This is a genomic window from Lysinibacillus agricola, assembly GCF_016638705.1.
GTDB classification, from domain to species: domain Bacteria; phylum Bacillota; class Bacilli; order Bacillales_A; family Planococcaceae; genus Lysinibacillus; species Lysinibacillus agricola.
The window spans coordinates 4,410,883-4,430,890 of the sequence record NZ_CP067341.1 but is presented as its reverse complement, the minus strand read 5'-3'; the positions used below and the strand labels follow the sequence as shown (position 1 = coordinate 4,430,890).

General features: G+C 36.7%; 14 protein-coding genes and 1 pseudogene. 11 read left to right on the top strand and 4 right to left on the bottom strand.

Annotated features, from left to right (window positions below; all coding sequences use genetic code 11):
- The first annotated feature begins 628 nt into the window (after positions 1-628).
- Positions 629-1,900, top strand: coding sequence for an L-lactate MFS transporter (locus FJQ98_RS22070; RefSeq protein WP_201406547.1), 1,272 nt, complete (start codon positions 629-631; stop codon positions 1,898-1,900).
- Between the two features lie 403 nt (positions 1,901-2,303).
- On the top strand, positions 2,304-2,996 hold the full coding sequence (locus FJQ98_RS22065; RefSeq protein ID WP_053592842.1) for an AIM24 family protein: 693 nt from the start codon (positions 2,304-2,306) through the stop codon (positions 2,994-2,996).
- Positions 2,997-3,073: 77 nt separating this feature from the next.
- Here FJQ98_RS22065 and FJQ98_RS22060 read toward each other — a convergent pair whose 3' ends face one another.
- Positions 3,074-4,324, bottom strand: coding sequence for a BaiN/RdsA family NAD(P)/FAD-dependent oxidoreductase (locus FJQ98_RS22060; RefSeq protein ID WP_053592841.1), 1,251 nt, complete (start codon positions 4,322-4,324; stop codon positions 3,074-3,076).
- A gap of 652 nt (positions 4,325-4,976) precedes the next feature.
- On the opposite strand from FJQ98_RS22060, the gene asnB reads away from it, so the two are divergent.
- From asnB to FJQ98_RS22035, 5 genes are all read left to right on the top strand, one after another.
- Positions 4,977-6,824 (top strand): asparagine synthase (glutamine-hydrolyzing), encoded by a 1,848-nt coding sequence (gene asnB, locus FJQ98_RS22055; protein ID WP_053592840.1) that lies wholly within the window; start codon positions 4,977-4,979, stop codon positions 6,822-6,824.
- Positions 6,825-7,385: 561 nt separating this feature from the next.
- The gene (locus FJQ98_RS22050; RefSeq protein ID WP_053592839.1) at positions 7,386-8,999 is read left to right on the top strand and encodes a putative polysaccharide biosynthesis protein; all 1,614 of its coding nucleotides are present in this window, start codon (positions 7,386-7,388) and stop codon (positions 8,997-8,999) included.
- A gap of 8 nt (positions 9,000-9,007) precedes the next feature.
- A complete protein-coding gene (locus tag FJQ98_RS22045) occupies positions 9,008-9,721 on the top strand; it encodes a pseudouridine synthase (protein ID WP_053592838.1) in 714 nt (237 codons plus the stop codon).
- Positions 9,722-9,898: 177 nt separating this feature from the next.
- Positions 9,899-11,425, top strand: coding sequence for a GGDEF domain-containing protein (locus FJQ98_RS22040; protein WP_053592837.1), 1,527 nt, complete (start codon positions 9,899-9,901; stop codon positions 11,423-11,425).
- Between the two features lie 41 nt (positions 11,426-11,466).
- A complete protein-coding gene (locus FJQ98_RS22035; RefSeq protein ID WP_053592836.1) occupies positions 11,467-11,715 on the top strand; it encodes a hypothetical protein in 249 nt (82 codons plus the stop codon).
- Between the two features lie 12 nt (positions 11,716-11,727).
- Here the strand turns inward: FJQ98_RS22035 and FJQ98_RS22030 are convergent, their stop codons facing one another.
- The gene (locus tag FJQ98_RS22030; protein WP_053592835.1) at positions 11,728-12,903 is read right to left on the bottom strand and encodes an MDR family MFS transporter; all 1,176 of its coding nucleotides are present in this window, start codon (positions 12,901-12,903) and stop codon (positions 11,728-11,730) included.
- A 572-nt stretch (positions 12,904-13,475) separates the two neighbouring features.
- The gene (locus FJQ98_RS22025; RefSeq protein ID WP_049667439.1) at positions 13,476-13,697 is read right to left on the bottom strand and encodes a DeoR family transcriptional regulator; all 222 of its coding nucleotides are present in this window, start codon (positions 13,695-13,697) and stop codon (positions 13,476-13,478) included.
- 354 nt (positions 13,698-14,051) lie between these two features.
- Here FJQ98_RS22025 and pepV point away from each other — a divergent pair, with 354 nt between their 5' ends.
- The 4 genes from pepV to FJQ98_RS22005 all read left to right on the top strand — a co-directional run bounded on the left by pepV (position 14,052) and on the right by FJQ98_RS22005 (position 18,531).
- Positions 14,052-15,458: a dipeptidase PepV gene (pepV, locus tag FJQ98_RS22020; protein ID WP_053592834.1), complete on the top strand. Its 1,407-nt coding sequence runs from the start codon at positions 14,052-14,054 to the stop codon at positions 15,456-15,458.
- 29 nt (positions 15,459-15,487) lie between these two features.
- Complete coding sequence (gene dat, locus FJQ98_RS22015) at positions 15,488-16,342, top strand: D-amino-acid transaminase (protein WP_053592833.1); 855 nt, start codon at positions 15,488-15,490, stop codon at positions 16,340-16,342.
- Between the two features lie 248 nt (positions 16,343-16,590).
- Positions 16,591-17,595 carry a nuclease-related domain-containing protein gene (locus tag FJQ98_RS22010; RefSeq protein ID WP_053592832.1) on the top strand — a complete coding sequence of 335 codons (1,005 nt, stop codon included), beginning with the start codon at positions 16,591-16,593 and terminating at the stop codon, positions 17,593-17,595.
- A 3-nt stretch (positions 17,596-17,598) separates the two neighbouring features.
- Positions 17,599-18,531, top strand: a complete 933-nt coding sequence (locus tag FJQ98_RS22005; protein ID WP_053592831.1) for a diacylglycerol/lipid kinase family protein — start codon at positions 17,599-17,601, stop codon at positions 18,529-18,531.
- 62 nt (positions 18,532-18,593) lie between these two features.
- Here the strand turns inward: FJQ98_RS22005 and FJQ98_RS27655 are convergent.
- Positions 18,594-19,964, bottom strand: a pseudogene (locus FJQ98_RS27655) (IS4 family transposase).
- Positions 19,965-20,008 lie beyond the last annotated feature (44 nt).

Genomic DNA, 20,008 nt, shown 5'->3' with positions numbered 1-20,008 from the left:
TGATTGGATTAGTTGTTTTAACGTTTAAATAATTCTTTTTAAAAGAAAAAATGTATATTTGAATAATAAAAATGAATAAGTAATGATAATTCATTTTGAAATATGCACAATATGTATTGGATTTATTTAATGGTAAATCCATTAATAGTTATAAATGCCATTCAATATTATTTTTTAGTTTCTTTTTACTTGAAAAAATTTTGTTTGTTTAGGTTTCGAAATTCTCTTTCGTTCTAAATATTTCTACGTATTGAATGTTCGTTTATACTCTTTTGAAGAAATTCGAGGAAATTATGTGAGTTGGAGAAAGTTAACTATACATAGATTGAATGTGAAATTATACACAAAATTAATTATATCAAGATAATTTTAGTGTATTGAGATAATAGAGTAGAAAAATAATATTAGCTAAAAAATGTTGTGGTTTTCGTTTAATAAACATCTATTTACTTAGAGACTGTAGGGTTTCCGTTATAAAATTACTGGGATAAAAAATAAAATACTTTTTGGAGAAATAATATTTTTTGAAAAAACATCTTGCATTTGAATAATTCTAAGTGTTAAATTGTTTTACATGGACGTTCATAAAACTTTCACAGGTAGCAAAAGAGGGGAGAAAAGAGAAATTATGAATAAAAATAGATGGTTAATTGCATTATCCGCAATCGCTATTCACCTTTCAATTGGTGGAGCATATGCATACAGTGTATACAAGCTACCGATTGTTACAGAAATGGGATGGAGTGAAACAAACGTAACGGTTGCCTTTACAATAATGATGGGGCTTGCAGGTTTTTCTGCAGCATTATTTGGTAACTTAGTAGAAAAAATGGGACCACGTAAATCTGCGATGGTAGCAGCGGTTCTATTTGGAGCAGGACAAGCTGGTGCAGGTGTAGCGATTTCAATGGATTCCGTAACAATGTACTGGTTAACATATGGTTTACTAAGTGGATTAGGTATGGGTATTGGTTATATTGCGCCTGTATCGACATTAGTAAAATGGTTCCCGGATCGCCGCGGTTTAGCAACAGGTATGGCTGTACTTGGATTTGGTTCAGGGGCACTTATTACAGCGCCAGTCGCAGCTAACTTAATGGAGGCTGTAGGTATTTCTACAACGTACTTTATTTTTAGGGCAAGTTATTTCACGTTAATGATTTTAGGGGCTTCATATATAGCACCGCCTGAACCTGGTTATATGCCAGTGAATATGAAGGCTGCTGCAAATAATGGTCAAGAAGTAGTGAAAAAAGATTTAGCTGTCATGTCAGCACGTGAAGCTGTAAAAACTAAGCATTTCTGGATGCTATGGTCGATGCATTTAGTAAACGTAACAGCAGGTATTATGATGATTTCTGTTGCATCTCCAATGGCTCAGGAAATTGTAGGATTATCAGTTGCGGGAGCCGCAGCAATGGTAGGAATAATGGGATTATTTAATGGTGGTGGTCGTTTAATATGGGCTGCTGTGTCTGACTATATTGGTCGTTCGAACGTCTTCGTAATTTTCTTTATTGCACAGCTAGTTACATTTATCGTCTTACCGCATACAACAAATGTTATTGTTTTCCAAGCACTTATTTTCTTAGTTGTTAGTTGCTATGGTGGAGGTTTCTCAAATTTACCTGCATTTGCAAGTGATTTATTTGGTACGAAGCAACTTGGAGTCATTCATGGTTATTTATTAACGACTTGGTCACTAGGTGGAATTTTTGGTCCACTTTTAGTGAGCGCAATTAAAAATGCTTATGGAAGCTACATTCCAGTATTCTATGTATTTGCCGGATTAATTGCAGTTTCATTAATTATTTCGCTAACTTTACGTGCAGATGTACGTAAACAAACAGCATTAAAAGAAGCTTCTCAAAAGGTTGGAGACGTCTCCGCTACACAATAAATATTACTTTTAATTCGCACTTGAAGGTATTGGCCATATGAGTGTCATTTCGCACATGACGCTTATATGGTCCTTTTTTGTAGCTGTTGTTATATAACACTTGATTAATCTTTGTTTAATGTATAACAGCTGTTGTCTGATGTCAATAACATTTCGGGAAATAAAGTGATTTCGCTACCAAAAGAGAAATTTTGTAACGAAAAGCAAATGCGAGGTCCATTAATCAATTTTCAAAAGGGTGACCTAAAACTAGGGATTTTTATAATGTGAAGGCGATTTTCTGGGGGTGTTCGATGAGTCAGTTAGGGCAAAAATTACGCCAAGGCGAAATTGATTTAATGGCATTGATTGAATCTTTTCATAAGTTAAAGCGTATATAAAATAAATAAGGAGGCAATGTGATATGGGGAAATTTTCTTTAAATGAATTTATCAATAAAACACAGCAGGACGACAACGAAAATGAATATTTCGAGTTAGAAACTGAGCGTGTATTAGAGGTCAACCTAAATGGCGAGGTTTGGTCGAAAATGGGCGCTATGATTTCTTACATAGGAGATATTAAGTTTGAGCGTGAGCGTGTTTTGGAGCATGGCCTAGGTAAAATGTTTAAAAAAGTATTAACCGGCGAAGGTACACAACTTATGAAGGCGAAAGGTAAGGGGCGACTTTATTTAGCCGATCAAGGGAAAAAAATAACGGTCTTCGATTTAAAGGATGAAAGTATTTGTGTAAACGGCAATGATTTACTCGCATTCGAGCCAAGTATTGATTGGGATATTCATTTAATGCGTAAAATGGCAGGAGTCATGTCAGGTGGGTTGTTTAATGTAACTCTACAAGGAAGAGGGAAGGTAGCTATTACAACCCATTTCGAACCGTTAACCTTGTTAGTGAAGCCTGGTGAAACGGTCTATACTGATCCACATGCTACAGTAGCATGGTCAGGTAATTTGGCACCAGAGTTTAAAACAGATATTAGCTTCCGAACATTTATCGGTCGTGGTAGTGGCGAATCCATTCAAATGGCGTTTTCAGGTGAAGGCTTTGTTATCATTCAACCATTTGAGGAAGTATATATGTCTAAAGAAAGTTAAAAAAGCGTGTCCTTATTTCAGGACACGCTTTTTATGTGATACAAAATCGCTGATAGAAGTCCGAAAAATAGAGTAAATTACAGTGCTGCGTTCATCCCTGCGATACGTCCTGTAACGAGTGCAGACGTTATATTATAGCCACCTGTGTAGCCGTGAATATCAAGGATTTCTCCACAGAAGAATAAACCATCCTTTTTCTTCGAGGCCATTGTTTTTGGTTCAATTTCTTTAACAGACACGCCACCGCCTGTGACAAATGCTTTTTCAAGAGATTGCGTACCACTAACTGTCATTGTGAAATTGACGAGTAGTCTAGCTAAGTTGCGGATTTTTTCCTGTGATAATTCAGTACCTGTCATTTGTACATCGATGTCTGCAAGCTCACATAAAAATAACAACCAGCGTTCAGGCGCAATTCCTTTCCAAACATTTTTTACCGCTTTTTTTGGATCTTCTTTAATGAGTCTGTTTAAATATTGCAGACACGTTTCTTCATTATAATCAACAAGTGTTTGAATACGCATTGTCACAGGCTCGTAACCTGTTTTCATTAATTCTTTCACAACAAATTGACTACAGCGTAAAATAGCTGGACCACTTAATCCGAAATGGGTAAAGAGCATATCCATTTGATGCGTTACGAGCACCTTGCCCTTTTTGTTTAAAACAGAGACAGCGACATCACGTAATGCTAGCCCCTGTAGCTCACGAGCTTGAATAAAATCCTCTTTTGATAGGACAGGAACCTCAGTAGGGAAAAGCGTTGTGATTGTATGACCAGCACGTTCTGCCCATGGATAACCATCTCCTGTTGAGCCTGTTTGTGGAACAGCTTTTCCACCAACTGCAACGACTACTGCCTCACTACGAATTTCTGTGCCATCTGTAAGACGTACCCCAAGAATTTTTTCCTCATCCATTAGCAGCTTATTAACGGGTGTGTTTAAGCGTACTTCAACATGTAGACGTTGAAGCTGACGAATAAGTGCATCTACAACATCTTGCGCGCGATTAGATACAGGGAACATACGTCCATGATCCTCCTCTTTTAATGCCACGCCAAGTCCTTCGAAAAATGCGATAATATCTTCATTATTGTAAACTGTGAATGGGCTGTAAAGAAAACGACCGTTTCCAGGTATGTGCTTGACTATTTCTTCAACAGGCAAACGATTTGTGACATTACAGCGACCACCGCCTGAAATGGCCAATTTTTTGCCGAGCTTTGTCCCTTTTTCTAGTAATAATACTTTCTTTTTTCGCTCTCCAGCAGCGACAGCAGCCATTAAACCAGATGGGCCTCCACCGATAACGATAACATCGTACATATATTTAAACTCACTTTCTGTTCAAATTAGGAATCTTTCCTATTATACATGAAGTCTATATAGAGGGGCTTCTTTCACATTGAAAATAAAACAAAAGTATTTTATAATTCCTTATCTTCTACTTTAAGTAGCTCGTCACTATAACGTGGGGTTGATTTCCGTTCCGACTGGGCGCTTTGTTGCTGTCGCTTCGCTTTCGCACAGACAAAACATTGCCGCTGACGCTTCGCTTTCGCGCAGATAAAACATTTGTTGCTGCCGCTACGCTTCGCTGCAGGGTCTCGGGTCAACATGATGTTGGTCACGAAGGCGTTATCACAGGATGTGATGGTTTTAGCCTTCGTTCCTCTATTGCTAATCCCCGAGGAGTCGCCCAGTCTCCACTACAATCAACTTATACACATGATATACTTTTTAACACAATGTCATCCGAAACTTTCGGTGAAGAGCTTTCATGTGTGGATTTTAGATGGAAGATGAAAAATTGAAGTGTTTTTAAGTGAGAGAAAGTGCTCGAGGTTGAACGAATAATCGGTGTAGAATAACCTCACTGATGAAAGTTTTACTTTATCTGTATTGTCTGCATGAAATGAACGACTTTTCATGCTATTATGGTAAAGGTTATGCACTAAATTATGAGGTGAAAAATAGAATGTGCGGATTTATTGGTTATATTAATGGAACAAATGTGATTGATCATCATCAAACGATTGAAAATATGATGAATACAATTATTCACCGTGGACCAGACAGCGGTGGAATTCATAGTGATGATAAAGTAACTTTAGGATTCCGTCGATTAAGTATTATCGACTTATCAGATGTGGCAAATCAGCCATTATACAGTGCGGATGGAAACATCGTTCTCGTATTTAATGGAGAGATCTTTAACTTCCAAGAGCTACGTGCTGATTTAATTGAAAAAGGTCACAACTTTAAAACACACTCTGATAGTGAAGTTATTATTTATGGTTATGTTGAATACGGAGTAGAATTTGTCAAAAAACTTCGCGGAATGTTCGCATTCTGCATTTGGGATAAAAAGAATGATTTACAATTCATCGCGCGTGATGGCTTTGGTATTAAGCCGCTGTATTATACAGAAAACACAACAGATGGTACTTTTATTTTCGGTTCAGAAATTAAATCATTTTTACCACACCCATCATTTATTAAAGAATTAAATAAAAATGCACTACGACCTTATTTGACGTTCCAATATTCTTCAATGGACGAAACGTTCTTTAAAGGTGTGTACAAATTACAACCAGCACACTATATGCTTATTCAAAATGGACAAAAGCAAATTGTGCAGTATTGGGATAAAAAATTCCATGCAAAAGAAGCTCCGATTGAAAAATATGTAGAAGATATTCGTACGACAGTAAAAGAATCAGTAGATGCGCATCAAATAAGTGATGTAAAGGTTGGTTCTTTCTTATCAGGTGGTATTGATTCAAGTTATATTACTTCATTATTACGTCCTGATAAATCCTTCTCAGTCGGTTTCTCTGACTACGAGGATATGTTTAATGAAACAAATTTAGCAAAAGAATTATCTGATACATTAAATATTCAAAATGAGCGCAAATATATTTCAGCAGATGAGTGTTTTGAAGCATTACCAAAAATTCAGTGGCATATGGACGAGCCACAATCGAACCCATCTTCTGTACCACTTTACTTCCTTTCTGAGTTAGCATCGAAGGATGTAACAGTAGTACTTTCAGGTGAAGGTGCGGATGAAATTTTTGGTGGCTACTCATGGTACCAAAACTCTGGCAAAATGCAAAAATATGAGAAAATCCCATTTGGTATCCGTAAAGCATTACGTGGCATAGCAGAGGCGTTACCTAAAAATCAATATTCGAACTTCCTTGTTAAAGGTGGTCAAACTGTAGAAGAACGCTTCATTGGGGAAGCGGTTGTATGGGACGAAGAAGATGCATTAAATGTATTGAAACCAGACTATAAAAATGGTCCATCTGTAAAATCGATTACAAAACGTATTTACGATGAAGTTCCAGGTGATGATGATGTTACTAAAATGCAGTATCTTGATTTAAATCTTTGGATGCCAGGCGATATTTTATTAAAAGCAGATAAAATGAGTATGGCTCATTCTATTGAATTACGTGTACCATTTTTAGATAAAGAAGTGATGGAATTAGCGAAAAACATTCCATCAAAATATCGCGTAAATGACATTGATACGAAATATGTTCTCCGTCAAGCTGCACACCAGGAATTACCTGAAGAATGGGCGAAACGTCCAAAGCTTGGCTTCCCAGTGCCAATTCGTCACTGGCTACGTGAAGAAAAGTATTACAAGATGGTAAAGGAAATGTTTACAACTGACTTTGCCAATGAATTCTTTGATACAAAGCAATTAGTGGGCTATCTAGATGAGCACTATGAAGACAAAGCAAATCGTGGACGTTATATTTGGACAGCCTATGTGTTCTTAGTATGGTATAAACAATTTTTCGTAGATATGTAATAGCTAGATAACTTTAATCGGTGGGGGTATTCTTAATCTCCACCGATTATTTTGAGCTTTCTACTTTCCATCAGGAGGACACAGCCACTATTTTTTTGAATTAGCTGTATTTTTCTAGAACTTTTTAATGTATTTATGCGTCTGTTTTCCTATAAATATGTTAAGATTACAGTTGGTTTACTTATTTAATATTTTGCGATGATGTGCTTTCATGTTGTTTTGCTGAATATTGTTGATCAGTGAAATCAAGCTATCAAGAGCCGTCTATTGTCTGTGTGACAGCGTTTGCAAATGAAACAGTTTCCCTGAATTGCTTAAACCGCTCAGGTATCCAGTAAAAGTGCTCGGGTAGCAGGTGAAACGAAACCGCTCAGGTATCCGCAAAGTTGCTCAGAAAACAGGTTCAAGCCTCGAATACTCTGTAAAACGTCCCACTCTGCTTTATCCAAAGAACTATAGATAGGGTGCTACTGAAGCAAGCGTCTTTACAGCAAATATTTTATAAGTCTTTTCTAAGTGTTACGATGAAAATATTGATTTTATAATGAATGGATGGGTACGATGTCCAATTTAATGAAAGGTACTGCGATATTAACAATGGGAATGTTTTTATCGAAGGTGCTCGGATTAATTTATATTTTTCCGTTTTATGCAATTGTAGGTGAGGAGAATATTGCGCTCTATCAATATGCATACATTCCCTATTCGATTATGCTGGCAGTAGCCATCTCGGGTGCACCAATTGCTGTATCCAAGTTTGTTTCTAAATACAATGCAATAGGTGATTACCAATCAGGCCGCAAACTGATGAAATCAGGCATACTTATTATGATGATTACTGGTTTTGCTGCGTTTATGGCTCTCTTTATACTAGCTACGCCAATAGCAGGTCTTGTTATTAAAAGTGATGAACAGGCATTTACGGTTGAGCAAATTGCTTCGGTCATTCGCTGGGTTAGCTTTGCGTTAATTGTCGTGCCATTTATGAGCCTTTGGCGTGGATTCTTCCAAGGCTATGACAAAATGGAGCCTACAGCAGTTTCGCAGTTAGTAGAGCAAATTGTTCGTATTGTTGTGTTATTAGGTGGTTCATTCTTAGTTGTAGTAGTTTTCAATGGGGAACCAGAAACAGCTATCTCTTTCGCAGTATTTGCTGCCTTTATCGGGGCAATTGGTGGGTTGCTGGTGCTCTATTATTATTGGAAAAAATATCAACCTGAATTTGATTTACTGCGTAGTCAAAGTGTTACATCTACACAGCTACCAATGTCCAACATATATAAAGAAGTAATTACGTATTCGATTCCAATGGTGTTTGTAGGTATTGCTAATCCGTTATTCCAATTAGTGGATATGCTAACGTTTAACGGTGCTATGACATCAATAGGCTTAGCGGAAGTAACGGATAAGTATTTATCAATGATTAACTTTACAACACATAAGGTTGTTATTATTCCAGTAATGCTAGCTACAGGTTTTTCGATGGCGCTAGTACCAACGATTACAAAATACTTTACGCAAGGTGAATATTTATCGCTACGACATGCAATGGATAAAACATATCAAATATTAATTTTTATTACATTGCCAGCAGTAGTAGGAATTTCGTTGTTAGCGAATGAAATATACTTTATGCTCTATTCTGAAAGTGAAATGGGAGCTATGATTTTAGCTCATTACGCACCTGTTGCTATTTTATTTGCATTGTTCCAAGTGACGGCAGCACTTTTACAGGGTATTGATTTCCAAAAGTGGATTGTCTTCAGTTTATTATCTGGGATTTTTGTTAAGCTAGCAATTAACATTCCTTTAATTCGTTGGATAGAGGCTGATGGTGCGCTTCTTGCTACAGCAATTGGCTATAGTGTATCCATTATCATTAATATACTTGTACTACGAAAAACACTAAACTACAGATCAGAAATGGTTGTACGTCGTGTTATGCTCATTTCTCTTTTGACTGCGGCAATGGCGGTAAGTGTACTAATTGTTCATAAACTTTTAGAGTTATTAATGGGACCAGTAGATGGTAAATTCTCCGCATTAGTTTATTCTGTTATTTGTGCTGGAGTAGGTGTAGCAGTATATGGCTATTTGTCTTTACAACTAGGCTTAGCACAAAAACTTCTCGGTGAACGATTGACAAGAATTACGAACAAACTGGGATTTAAATAGGAGGTACTATGCGATTAGATAAATTACTGGCAAATATGGGCTATGGGTCACGCAAGGAAGTTAAGCAGCTTTTAAAGCAAAAAGCAGTGACAGTGGATGGCGCATATGCGAAGGATGCAGCATTGCATGTTGACCCTGAAAAGCAGAATGTCTCCGTTTTTGGTGAACGTGTTGTTTATACAGAATTTGTATACTTTATGATGAATAAGCCTCCTGGAGTTATTTCTGCAACAGAAGATTTACGGGATGAAACCGTCATCGATTTGTTAGAGCCTTTACATCAACATTTCCAACCTTTCCCGGTAGGTCGCTTAGATAAAGATACAGAGGGATTATTGCTGTTAACCAATGATGGTATATTAGCACATAATTTATTATCTCCTAAAAAACATGTGCCAAAGGTCTATTATGCATTAATAGAAGGAATTGTGACTGAGGAAGACTGTGAGAAATTTGCTCAGGGTGTTGAGCTAGACGATGGTTATATAACGAAACCAGGAGAGCTCATCATCTTAAAATCTGCTCAGCAATCAGAAATTGAGTTAACGATCCAAGAAGGTAAGTTTCATCAGGTCAAGCGTATGTTTGAGACTGTTGGTAAACGAGTAACATATTTAAAACGTCTATCGATGGGTAGCCTAAAGCTAGATGACAAGCTAACATTAGGTGAATATCGAGAGTTAACGGCTGAAGAGCTAGCCTGCTTACAAAACAGGGATTAAAGAATACCTCGATGCTAACGACGATTAGTATCGAGGTATTTTTTATATACATACTTATACCAGTAACTGTATAATTACGATATGACTTTTAAAGAAAACACTATTTAGTCTATGGTACTAATAAATCTCTAAATGTTTCAGAAAAAATGATGGTGAAAATAAGTAGAGGACAAGTTAATGAAAAACCTGAGAATTAAATTATTAATATCTTTAATTGCTTTTGCATTGATACTGGTTGCTGTAATTTTTTATGTCAATAGGCAAATACTAGTGGCAGATATAGAAGAACAAGAAGCCACGAATAGAATGTTAATTGAAAATCATATTTTGACAGATATGCAAACTGTAGATAATGCACATTTTTATTTTGATAAAAATATTTCTGAAAAAATGGAAGTAGCACTCCGAAAACTAATTATATATTATGGTGAAAATCCAGATATAGCTACGTGGGATTTGCAAAAGATTAAAAACGAGCATGGTATGGATGTGTACATACTCGATCAATCAAATACTGTAATTTATACAACTTTTGAAAAAGATAAAGGGTTAAATTTTTCCCAATGCTGCAAACGTTTTTCTACTTTACTAGATGAACGTCGAGCAAGCGGGCAATACTACAATGATGGCATAGATATTTCAACAACCACTGGGGGATATCGAAAATTTGGCTATTTAGCAACACCTGACAACAAATATTTATTCGAGCTAGGTATAGACTTACTTGATGATCCTGTGTTCCAAACATTTAACTTTGGAAAGACTGCTGAATATCTAATTGATAAATATGCTGATTTGATAGAAGTACAAACGATAAATGCAGGTGGGGTTTTCTTTGATGATTTTAAATCCCGTAAAATAACTGTAAAAGAACAATCGAAAATTTTTCAAGAGCATTTCGAGCTAGCAAAAAAAACGATGAAGCCAACGGAATTTCAAAAGGAGTTTAGAAATGGCTATATCGAAAAGTATCGTTTTTTACCATATGTAGCAGAAACGGTTCGGGGAGAATCTTCTAAAAGGATTGTATTTGTGAAATATGGAAATTTTACTGAAATTAAGGCGCTAGCTAAAAATACAAAGCAGTTTCAAGTGTTGCTTGGTATTGCCTTAGTAACTTCGTTCATCATGCTATTAGTCATCAATAAACTCCTTTCTAAAACAATTCATCTTGCAACATACGACCCTTTAACAAATGTCTATAATCGAGCTACCTATATTAGAAAAATGGACAATTTATTAAGAAAAAGAAAGACGAATCAACCTGGTTTATTGCTGTTAGATTTAGATAATTTTAAACAAGTAAATGATCGGTTTGGACATGTTGAAGGAGATAAAATTCTGATTGAAACAGCAAGAATTTTAAAACAAGAAGTGAGAAATAATGGCTTTGTTGTAAGGTTTGGTGGGGATGAATTTGCAATTGTTTTATATGACGTGAAGGATGAATATATGCAGCAATTAGCAAATTCTATTTTGGAGAAAATTCGCCACTTAAAATATGTGGATCAAGTCACTATTGATAGATGGTCTGTACTTTCAGTCAGTATGGGTGGTGCCATTTGCATTCACCCAGATGAATCAGAAAGAAGCTTATTTGAGCGTGCAGATAAGGCATTATATCAATCGAAAAATGCTGGTAAAGACCAATACTCCAGTTATGAAGAAGTTGCTGCCGATAAAGAAAGCCAATTGAATAATTAAATAATCATTCGCTCCATTACTATTACAGTGAGTTCAAGCAAGTGTTTCAATTGCTAGGAATCGCTTATAGAAATGGAGCGATTTTTTGTCTGAAGTTAACTCCCGTAAAAGCCCTATTACTTACATTTTATTGGCTCATCGGACGTCCCCAGGAAGCTTTGCTTTGTGCGAAAGCGGCAATGTTTTATCTGTGCGAAAGCGAAGCGACAGCAACAATGTTTTATCTGTGCGAAAGCGAAGCGACAGCAACAAAGCGCCCAGTCGGAACGGAAATCAACCACACGTTATGATGATGAGCCACTTTATTCCTGTTGCGGCTTAAGCTTTGATCTATAAAATAGACAACTGCATAAAACAAGAACTGCAATGACCGCAAACATTGCATCGATATAGTGTGTTAATAACCACCCGCCGATAATTGGTCCAATAAAGCCCCCTAAATTTTTAAATTGGGCTGCCCCTAAATAGGTTGCCTTTTGTGTATCAGGTGCAATTTCATCAATCATGACATTCATAGTCGGAAAAGCGAAGATCTCACCAATCGTAAATATAATCATAGCGATAATATACATCGGATAGTTATTTGAGAAGCCGAATAATAAAAGACCAAATGCAAATAACAGGATCCCTATTAAAAGAGTAGCTGTCGATGAAAAACGTTCTGAAAGTATACTAATCGGTAATTGAAGTAATAACACAACTGCTGCATTTAACGAAATTAGTAGAGAATAGAGCTTGGCACCCTCTTCAATTTTAAGCTCAATAATTTGTGGCAGTGTTGAATCAAATTGAGAGTAGCCAATATTTATTAAAATTGCCCCAAAAATAAAGCTTAGTAGTACACGATTCGTCAATAGTATCGTGAAGGTTTGCAATATTTTTGTTGGTGTTGAAGCTTTTGGTTGTTGCATTTCATAGCGATTTAAAACGAAAAATAAAAATACAGCATAAATAATATACATAATTCCTGTCAGTAAAAATGGAATACTTGGGCTAGACAATTGAGAAATATAAACACCAATAACAGGACCAATCACAGCCGCTATGTTAATAGCTGTGTAACGCAATGAAAACAATCTTTTTCGTTTGTCAGCGGGAGTAAAATCAATCATTAATGCCTGTGTTGAAGGTTCGAAGAAGGAACGACATAAGCCATTTAAGGCATTTAATGCTACGAAGAACCAAACAGTTTGTGCTGTTGCAAAGCCAAAGAACACGATGCTCCAAACAATAATAGTAAGCAAAATAATGCGCTTCCTACCAAATCGGTCCGTTAAATAACCACCAAAAAATCCTCCTACTGTGGAGATTAGCGGTGCAATACCAATCGTTAAACCTATTTGTAAAGGGGAGGCGTCAATTTCATTATGTAAGTAAATTGCTAAAAAGGGCATGGCCATAAAACTTGCTATGCGTGTGAAAACAGTTCCACCTAAAATAATCCAAACTAGTGGATGAAACAGTTTAGATAGTTTCATAGAAAATCCTCCTCTCAAAATGTAGAATGTTTCGATTTTAACGGATTGTTAATCAATTGTAAATAGTCGAAAAATTCTTAGCGAATATAGGGCTTTGCCTAAATAAGGTCCATCACCATAAAGTGTGGTTGATTTCCGTTCCGACTGGGCGCTTTGTTGCTGTCGCTTCGCTTTCGCACAGATAAAACATTGCCGCTGACGCTTCGCTTTCGCGCAGATAAAACATTGTTGTTGTCGCACAGAGTAAAGCTTCCTAGGGGCGTCCGATGAGCCGCTTCACTCGCGTTCCTCTATTGCTAATTCCCAAGGAGTCGCCCAGTCGGAACGAAGATCAACTTATATACATGGCATATTTTTTTAAAAATGTCATCCTAAGCTTTTGATGATGAGCAATAAATAATGAATATTTATTAATTAGAGGGGGATTTCACTTAAAGTAATCAAATCATATTTGCTTGGTTGCTTGATAAATTGTGGGGTGATCAAAAAATAGAAGAAAACAAAAAAAGAATGACCACGACGAAAGGTCATTCTTTTCCCATACAAAATGCTTTACGTGTTACACGTAAAAACTAAGACGTCAATTTTACTTTTTTCTTCGTCGTTGTCCATTTGCCTCGACTTGGACTCATCACCAAATCGTTAAAGGCTAACACGTTCAAATCTCTTTGAACGGTGCGAGGAGTGATACTAAACTCTTCGACTAAATCCTGTGTAGACACGGTTCCTTTGTCTAAAATAAACATGTACACGTCTTTAATACGATTAAGCATTCGATCAGTAGTTGGTTTCATAAATGAACCACTCCTTCATCTTATTTCTCTTGGCAAAGACTAGCGGACGACAATATGTGCGGAGTGCACTTAGGCTAATAAGTAGCTGCCTTAGACATCCCCTTTTCTAATTTATATTCAGAACAATTATTCTGATAACTTCATTATATAGAAAAGCTAGTCGATTTTCTAGTGAATGCAAGGGAAATTTACAATTAAGACATAAAATTTATACAGTATTTTGTGGGAATAAGTGAAAAACGTGCTATATGTGGTAGTGTTCGAAGTGGGATTTTGAAAAGTTGTCAGAATGATGATTGTAATTTATGTTGTAAAGAGTAGAATAATGTTAATACATTGGAGGAGGTACATCGTATGGATTGGTTACAAGCTGCAAAAGAAAGGCAAGATGAATTGATACAAGAGTTACAGGAGCTTGTGCAAATTAATAGTGTTCTCGATGAGAATACGATCACTACTGAAGTACCTTTTGGTAATGGTCCTCTAAAGGCTCTTGAATGGTTATTAGCAAAAGGGCAAGCTGAAGGACTGCAAACGCAAAATATTGATAATTATGCAGGTCACATACAGATGGGTGAAGGTGAAGAGTTATTAGGTATTTTATGTCATGTTGACGTAGTACCAGTTGGTGATGAAACAAATTGGACATACCCACCCTTTAGCGGTACTGTAGCAGATGGTAAACTATTTGCTCGTGGCGCAATAGATGATAAAGGCCCAACAATTGCAGCATGGATGGCCATGAAGCTTGTCAAAGATGCAGGCATTGAGCTCCATAAAAGAGTACGTATGATTATCGGTACGGATGAAGAAACAGGCTTCCGCTGTGTCGACCACTATTTTAAACATGAGGAAATGCCGACGATTGGATTTGCACCAGATGCGGATTTCCCGCTCATCAATGCAGAAAAAGGCATTGCCGAGCTAGTGTTCTCTCAAAATAAAACAGGTGATGCTTCGAAAGAACAGCTATTACTATTTAATGCTGGAAAGCGACCAAATATGGTACCAGATTTTGCAAAAGCAACGGTGCAGTTCGTTTCCCAACAATTCGAACAGAATTTTCACACATTTTTAAGCAAAAATCAGCTAGAAGGCTCTTTATTAATCGAGGGGTCTCGCTATATAATAATTATCAAAGGTAAGGCAGCCCATGCAATGGAGCCGGAAAAAGGTGTCAATGCAGCTGTTTATCTTGCAGCATTTTTACAACAAGAGTTGACGACAGAGGCAAGTAAACAATTTGTCGACTTTACCGCAGATGTTTTTTATCAAGACCATTATGGCAACAAGCTTGATTTACAATTCGAGGATGAAATGTCTGGTAAAACTACATTAAATCCAGGTATTGTAACCTACGATGTGGCTAAAGGTGGCAGCATGGTCATTAGTATGCGCTATTCTGTCACATATCCGTTTGATGAAAAAATCACGGAAGCACAACGCTTAACTGTGGCAAAAGGATTCTCATTGGATATTCAAGATGACTCTAAACCTCATTATGTAAGCGAGGACGATGCATTTATCCAGACTTTAGCAGGTATCTATAGACGTCAAACAGGAGACTATGAAACACCTCTACTGTCTACTGGTGGTGGTACGTATGCGCGTGTCATGAAAAAGGGTGTAGCATTTGGCATGCTGTTCCCAGGTGAACCTGACGTAGCGCATCGTGCGGATGAGTTTGTCGTCATTGAAAATCTCATAAAAGCAACAGCTATTTATGCTGAAGCAATTGTTGAACTTGCAGGAAACAAATAAATTAAAGATGAAAAGGATGAACGTAACAAATGGCATATTCATTATGGAATGATCAAATCGTTGAAGAAGGATCAATTGCAGTATCTCCAGAAGACAGAGGTTACCAATTTGGTGACGGCATTTATGAAGTAATTAAAGTTTATAACGGAAATATGTTCACAGCACAAGAACACATTGATCGTTTCTATGCGAGTGCCGAAAAAATTCGTCTTGTCATTCCTTATACTAAAGACGTATTACACAAATTATTACATGAACTTATCGAAAAAAATAATTTGGAAACGGGTCATGTTTACTTCCAAATTACACGTGGTACAACTTCTCGTAATCATATTTTCCCAGATGCAAGTGTTCCAGCTGTATTAACAGGGAATGTTAAAACTGGTGAGCGTTCATATGAAAACTTTGAAAAAGGTGTTAAGGCTACCTTAGTAGAGGATATTCGCTGGTTACGTTGTGATATTAAATCTTTAAACTTATTAGGTGCTTTACTGGCAAAACAGGAAGCATCTGAAAAAGGCTGCTATGAGGCTATTTTACATCGTGGTGACATCGTAACAGAATGTTCATCAGCAAATGTTTACGGCATTAAAGATGGTAAGCTTTATACACACCCTGCAAATAACTTCATTTTAAACGGTATTACACGCCAAGTCATTTTAAAATGTGCAGAGGAAATTAATTTACCTGTTATTGAAGAACCAATGACAAAGGCAGATTTATTAACAATGAGTGAGATCATTGTGTCATCTGTATCTTCTGAAGTAACACCTGTTATCGATGTTGATGGTAACAAAATTGGTGCTGGAGTTCCAGGTGAATGGACTCGTAAATTACAACAAGCATTCGAGGCGAAATTACCGCTTTCTATTAATGCGAAATAAGTTAAATCCTCCGGCGGATGAGAACTACCCTAAACTTGGGTAGTTCTCTTTTTCTATTGAATAAATTATGGATGTTTTCTACTGGAACGTCATGTAAAATATATAAGATGATGATTATCTACAGTTGTAGAATGATTGGAACTTTAAAATCAAAGAACAAGTATCTATTTATTTTGCGGGTGGTATGTCTTCCAAAGCAATAGTGGCAAAATTAGATATAGGGCAAGTAAGATTGGAGTGACCTTAAAATGGCACAATTGGTGAAATTACAAGATTATATCTCGCGCTATCAAATTGATTTAGCAAGATATCCAACACAATTTGTACGCTTAAAGAAAAGTCAGTGGGAGCGTGTTAAGCGACAGTGGGAGTTAGGAGAAGAAATTAGTGAGTGGCAACATGCCGACAGCGATTCAGAAAAAGATTCTTTCGAAGAGAAAGAGCGATTCTCTTTATTCAAAAAAATTTTTGCAGGTCGTCAGAAGGAAGACAATGAGGACGTTGAACAGGTAGAAATAACGAATGAGCTGGTGAGTGATGAAGAGAGCATACCAGAAGAAGAAACGACCTTAACATTTGAACCCAAAATTGTCTATGCACCGCAATCTATTCATGAATTGAAACGAATGTTTATCGATCAATTTTTCCATTTTCAAATGAAATGGGCAAGTTCAACATTACGTGAAAAATCGTATGTAGATCCACGTTTTATGCGTGATCCCTTGTTGCGAAATTTGTTACAAAAATTACCGGATAATTATTTGCTTTTTTATTACCCTATTTTACAAATTAGAAAAGCCCCAATAGAGCTTGATGTCGTGCTAATGTCACCGACAGAATGTATTTGTATAACAGTGCTAGAAGCGGAAAATCAAGCAGTTTATGTAGGAGGCAGTGAACGATTCTGGATTAAAAAAGTAGGAACGAAGGATTCAAAAGTCCTTAATCCAATAATTAATTTAAATCGCATGGAATCTGTATTAACTCAATTATTTAAACAGGACGAAATAAATATGCCAATTCGCAAGGTTATTTTAACACGGAATGGCTATTTCGATTATCCAGGGTCACCCTATGGAATTCAATTTGTTGATCATCGAAATTATGGAGAGTGGATGGAGCATTTAAAGAAAGTATCCTCTCCTATGAAGCATATGCAAATTCGTGCAGCTCAAACGATTTTAAACAATGTACAAACAACATCCTTTAATCGGGATATTTGGAAGCAAGCTTCTCAACCAGCTGAGGATTAATAAATGCAAATATTATTTATTGTGAATGAAGCAGCAGGGCATGGAAAAGGAAAGAAAGTTTGGCATCACCTTCAACAGCATTTAACAATCAACTATCAAGTCGCCTTTACAGAATATGAAGGACATGGACAGGAACTTGCTAAAAATTGGGCGCAAGATGCTCAAACAAAAAAGTTAATTGTTATCGTTGGTGGTGACGGCACAATACATGAGGTTGTTAGTGGTGTTGTACATAATGAATTTATAGTTATTGGTGTAGTACGTGCTGGCTCTGGAAATGATTTTGCAAGATACTTTACTACATTCCAAAATGCATTACAAATTGAAACCTATATACAAACAGAAATGGCTAGCCTTCCGACAGATATTGGTGCCGTTCAGCTTGGAAATCTCCAGCACGAGATATTTGTCAATAATGCTGGTGTGGGCTTTGATGCATTTGTCACGAAGCATATTAATAAATCCCGATTGAAGTTTTACCTCAATAAAATAGGACTCGGCAAACTATCTTATGCCGCGGCTGTTGTAAGAGGATTATTTAGCTTTGAACGCTTTGATGTAACCATCCGTGCAGACAATCAAGAGTTACAATTTCAGCAGGCATGGTTTGTTGCGATGAGCAATCAACCTTATTTTGGAGGGGGGATGAAAATTTCCCCTTCCTCTAAACCTGATGATGGACAAGTCGAAATAACGATCGTTCACGGTATTTCACGTCTTAAGTTACTACTTGTATTTGTCACTGTATTTTTTGAAAAGCATACAAAATTTAAAGAGATTACTTTTTTACAAGGCAATCAATTTAACATTTTCGTGCACGCAAATAACATTGATTGTCATACGGATGGTAATTATATTGGAGAAATTAAAGAGGGAACGAATATTCATTGTACAGTGCAACATAATGCTTGGCAGATTATATCAAAGGAACATTAAAAAATGACCCATCACTAAAATATCATTGCGCAATAATTTCATGCGAATTTTAAGTTAATACCTCAAACTTCGCAGACTGAAATCGACAAATAAGCCTTGATATAATTAGGAAGGCTGGCGATCCATTGCTGAAGTTGACTTTTGATTAGTTTTTGGATTTTTGTATTTGTCTTTTTTAGGGTATCTTCAAGAAGCTCGATTAATTGCTGTAAAGCGACAGCCCAATCGAGTTCATTTACTTCATCGCAAAGTTCATAGAAAATGCCACCTAATGTTCGCTGGTCGGTATGGCAGCGATTTTGCCAGGACAAAACGACATATCTTGAAAAGACAATGGTTGTGTGACTGATGAGTAAATCATAAGACATCCCTTGAAATTCTTTTTGAAGTCTCAATAATGATTTGGTTGTCTTAAAGAAGACTTCGATGTCCCAACGCATTCCATAAATACGAATGATTTCTTGTTCAGAAAGCGTACAGTCCGTGCTAAGAATGGCAAGCCACTCACTCTTTTTTTATTTCTGTTTTTGGACAAATACAACCTTTACCTGAACGCCATTTTGCCATCGTTGTATGAATCGATCGCAAAATTCCTTTCTTGTCTGGGACAGGTGTGGCAATCTTATACAATTCTTTTTAAAGAGAGTCGTTGGTTGTTCATCAAATAACGTTGGTTCGTATTTTTTTCACCATACCAATGACATCCAGACCTAGTTCAACGATGGATTGAATGAGCGGTTGTTGTGTAAACCACGTATCCATTAACACATAATCAGCGGATACACCTGCTTGTAAGGCTCTTTCAAGCATACTTGGAATGATTGTAGGCGCGGATTCTAACGATTCTACACGACGTTTATAGCCCGAGGTACGTTTGTCGATGTTGTTCGAAATCCCATTGATTTGTGCATTTTTTGAACTCAGTAACGTAAAATCCAGCGGCATAAATGTAAAGCCGTCTGACCAACCCAAAGTAAGCATACGAAAGCCTTTATAGAAGCGCTTCGTTAAAGAGGAATGATCCATACAACGTGCGAGAAGCTCAACCTTTTTACTACGATTCCGATCAAACATTGAATCGTCAATAATCAGTGTTTTTGGGCGCTTTTCATCTGTTAGTGCATCGACTTTTTGAACGGCGTGTGCGCTTAAAAAGGATAAAAAACGACGCCAAGCAAATTTAGAATGATTCATAAAACGATAAACGGCATCTTTGGCTGGATAACAATCTCCCTTTTTGGATGATAAAAGGGTACACCAACTCTTTTGATGAAAAATTAAACAGAATACGAGGTGAAACAAATAAGAAGTTGTAAACCCAAACTTCTTCGTAATGCCAGCTTTCCGTAAATGTTTAAAAATTTCTAATTCATTAAAAAAATAGATTTTAATTCTTTAGACAGTTGATTGTTTGGTCCATTATGCTCTATCATAATGAAAGCACCTCTTTCGTTTGGTAGTGTATTCTAGTCAAATT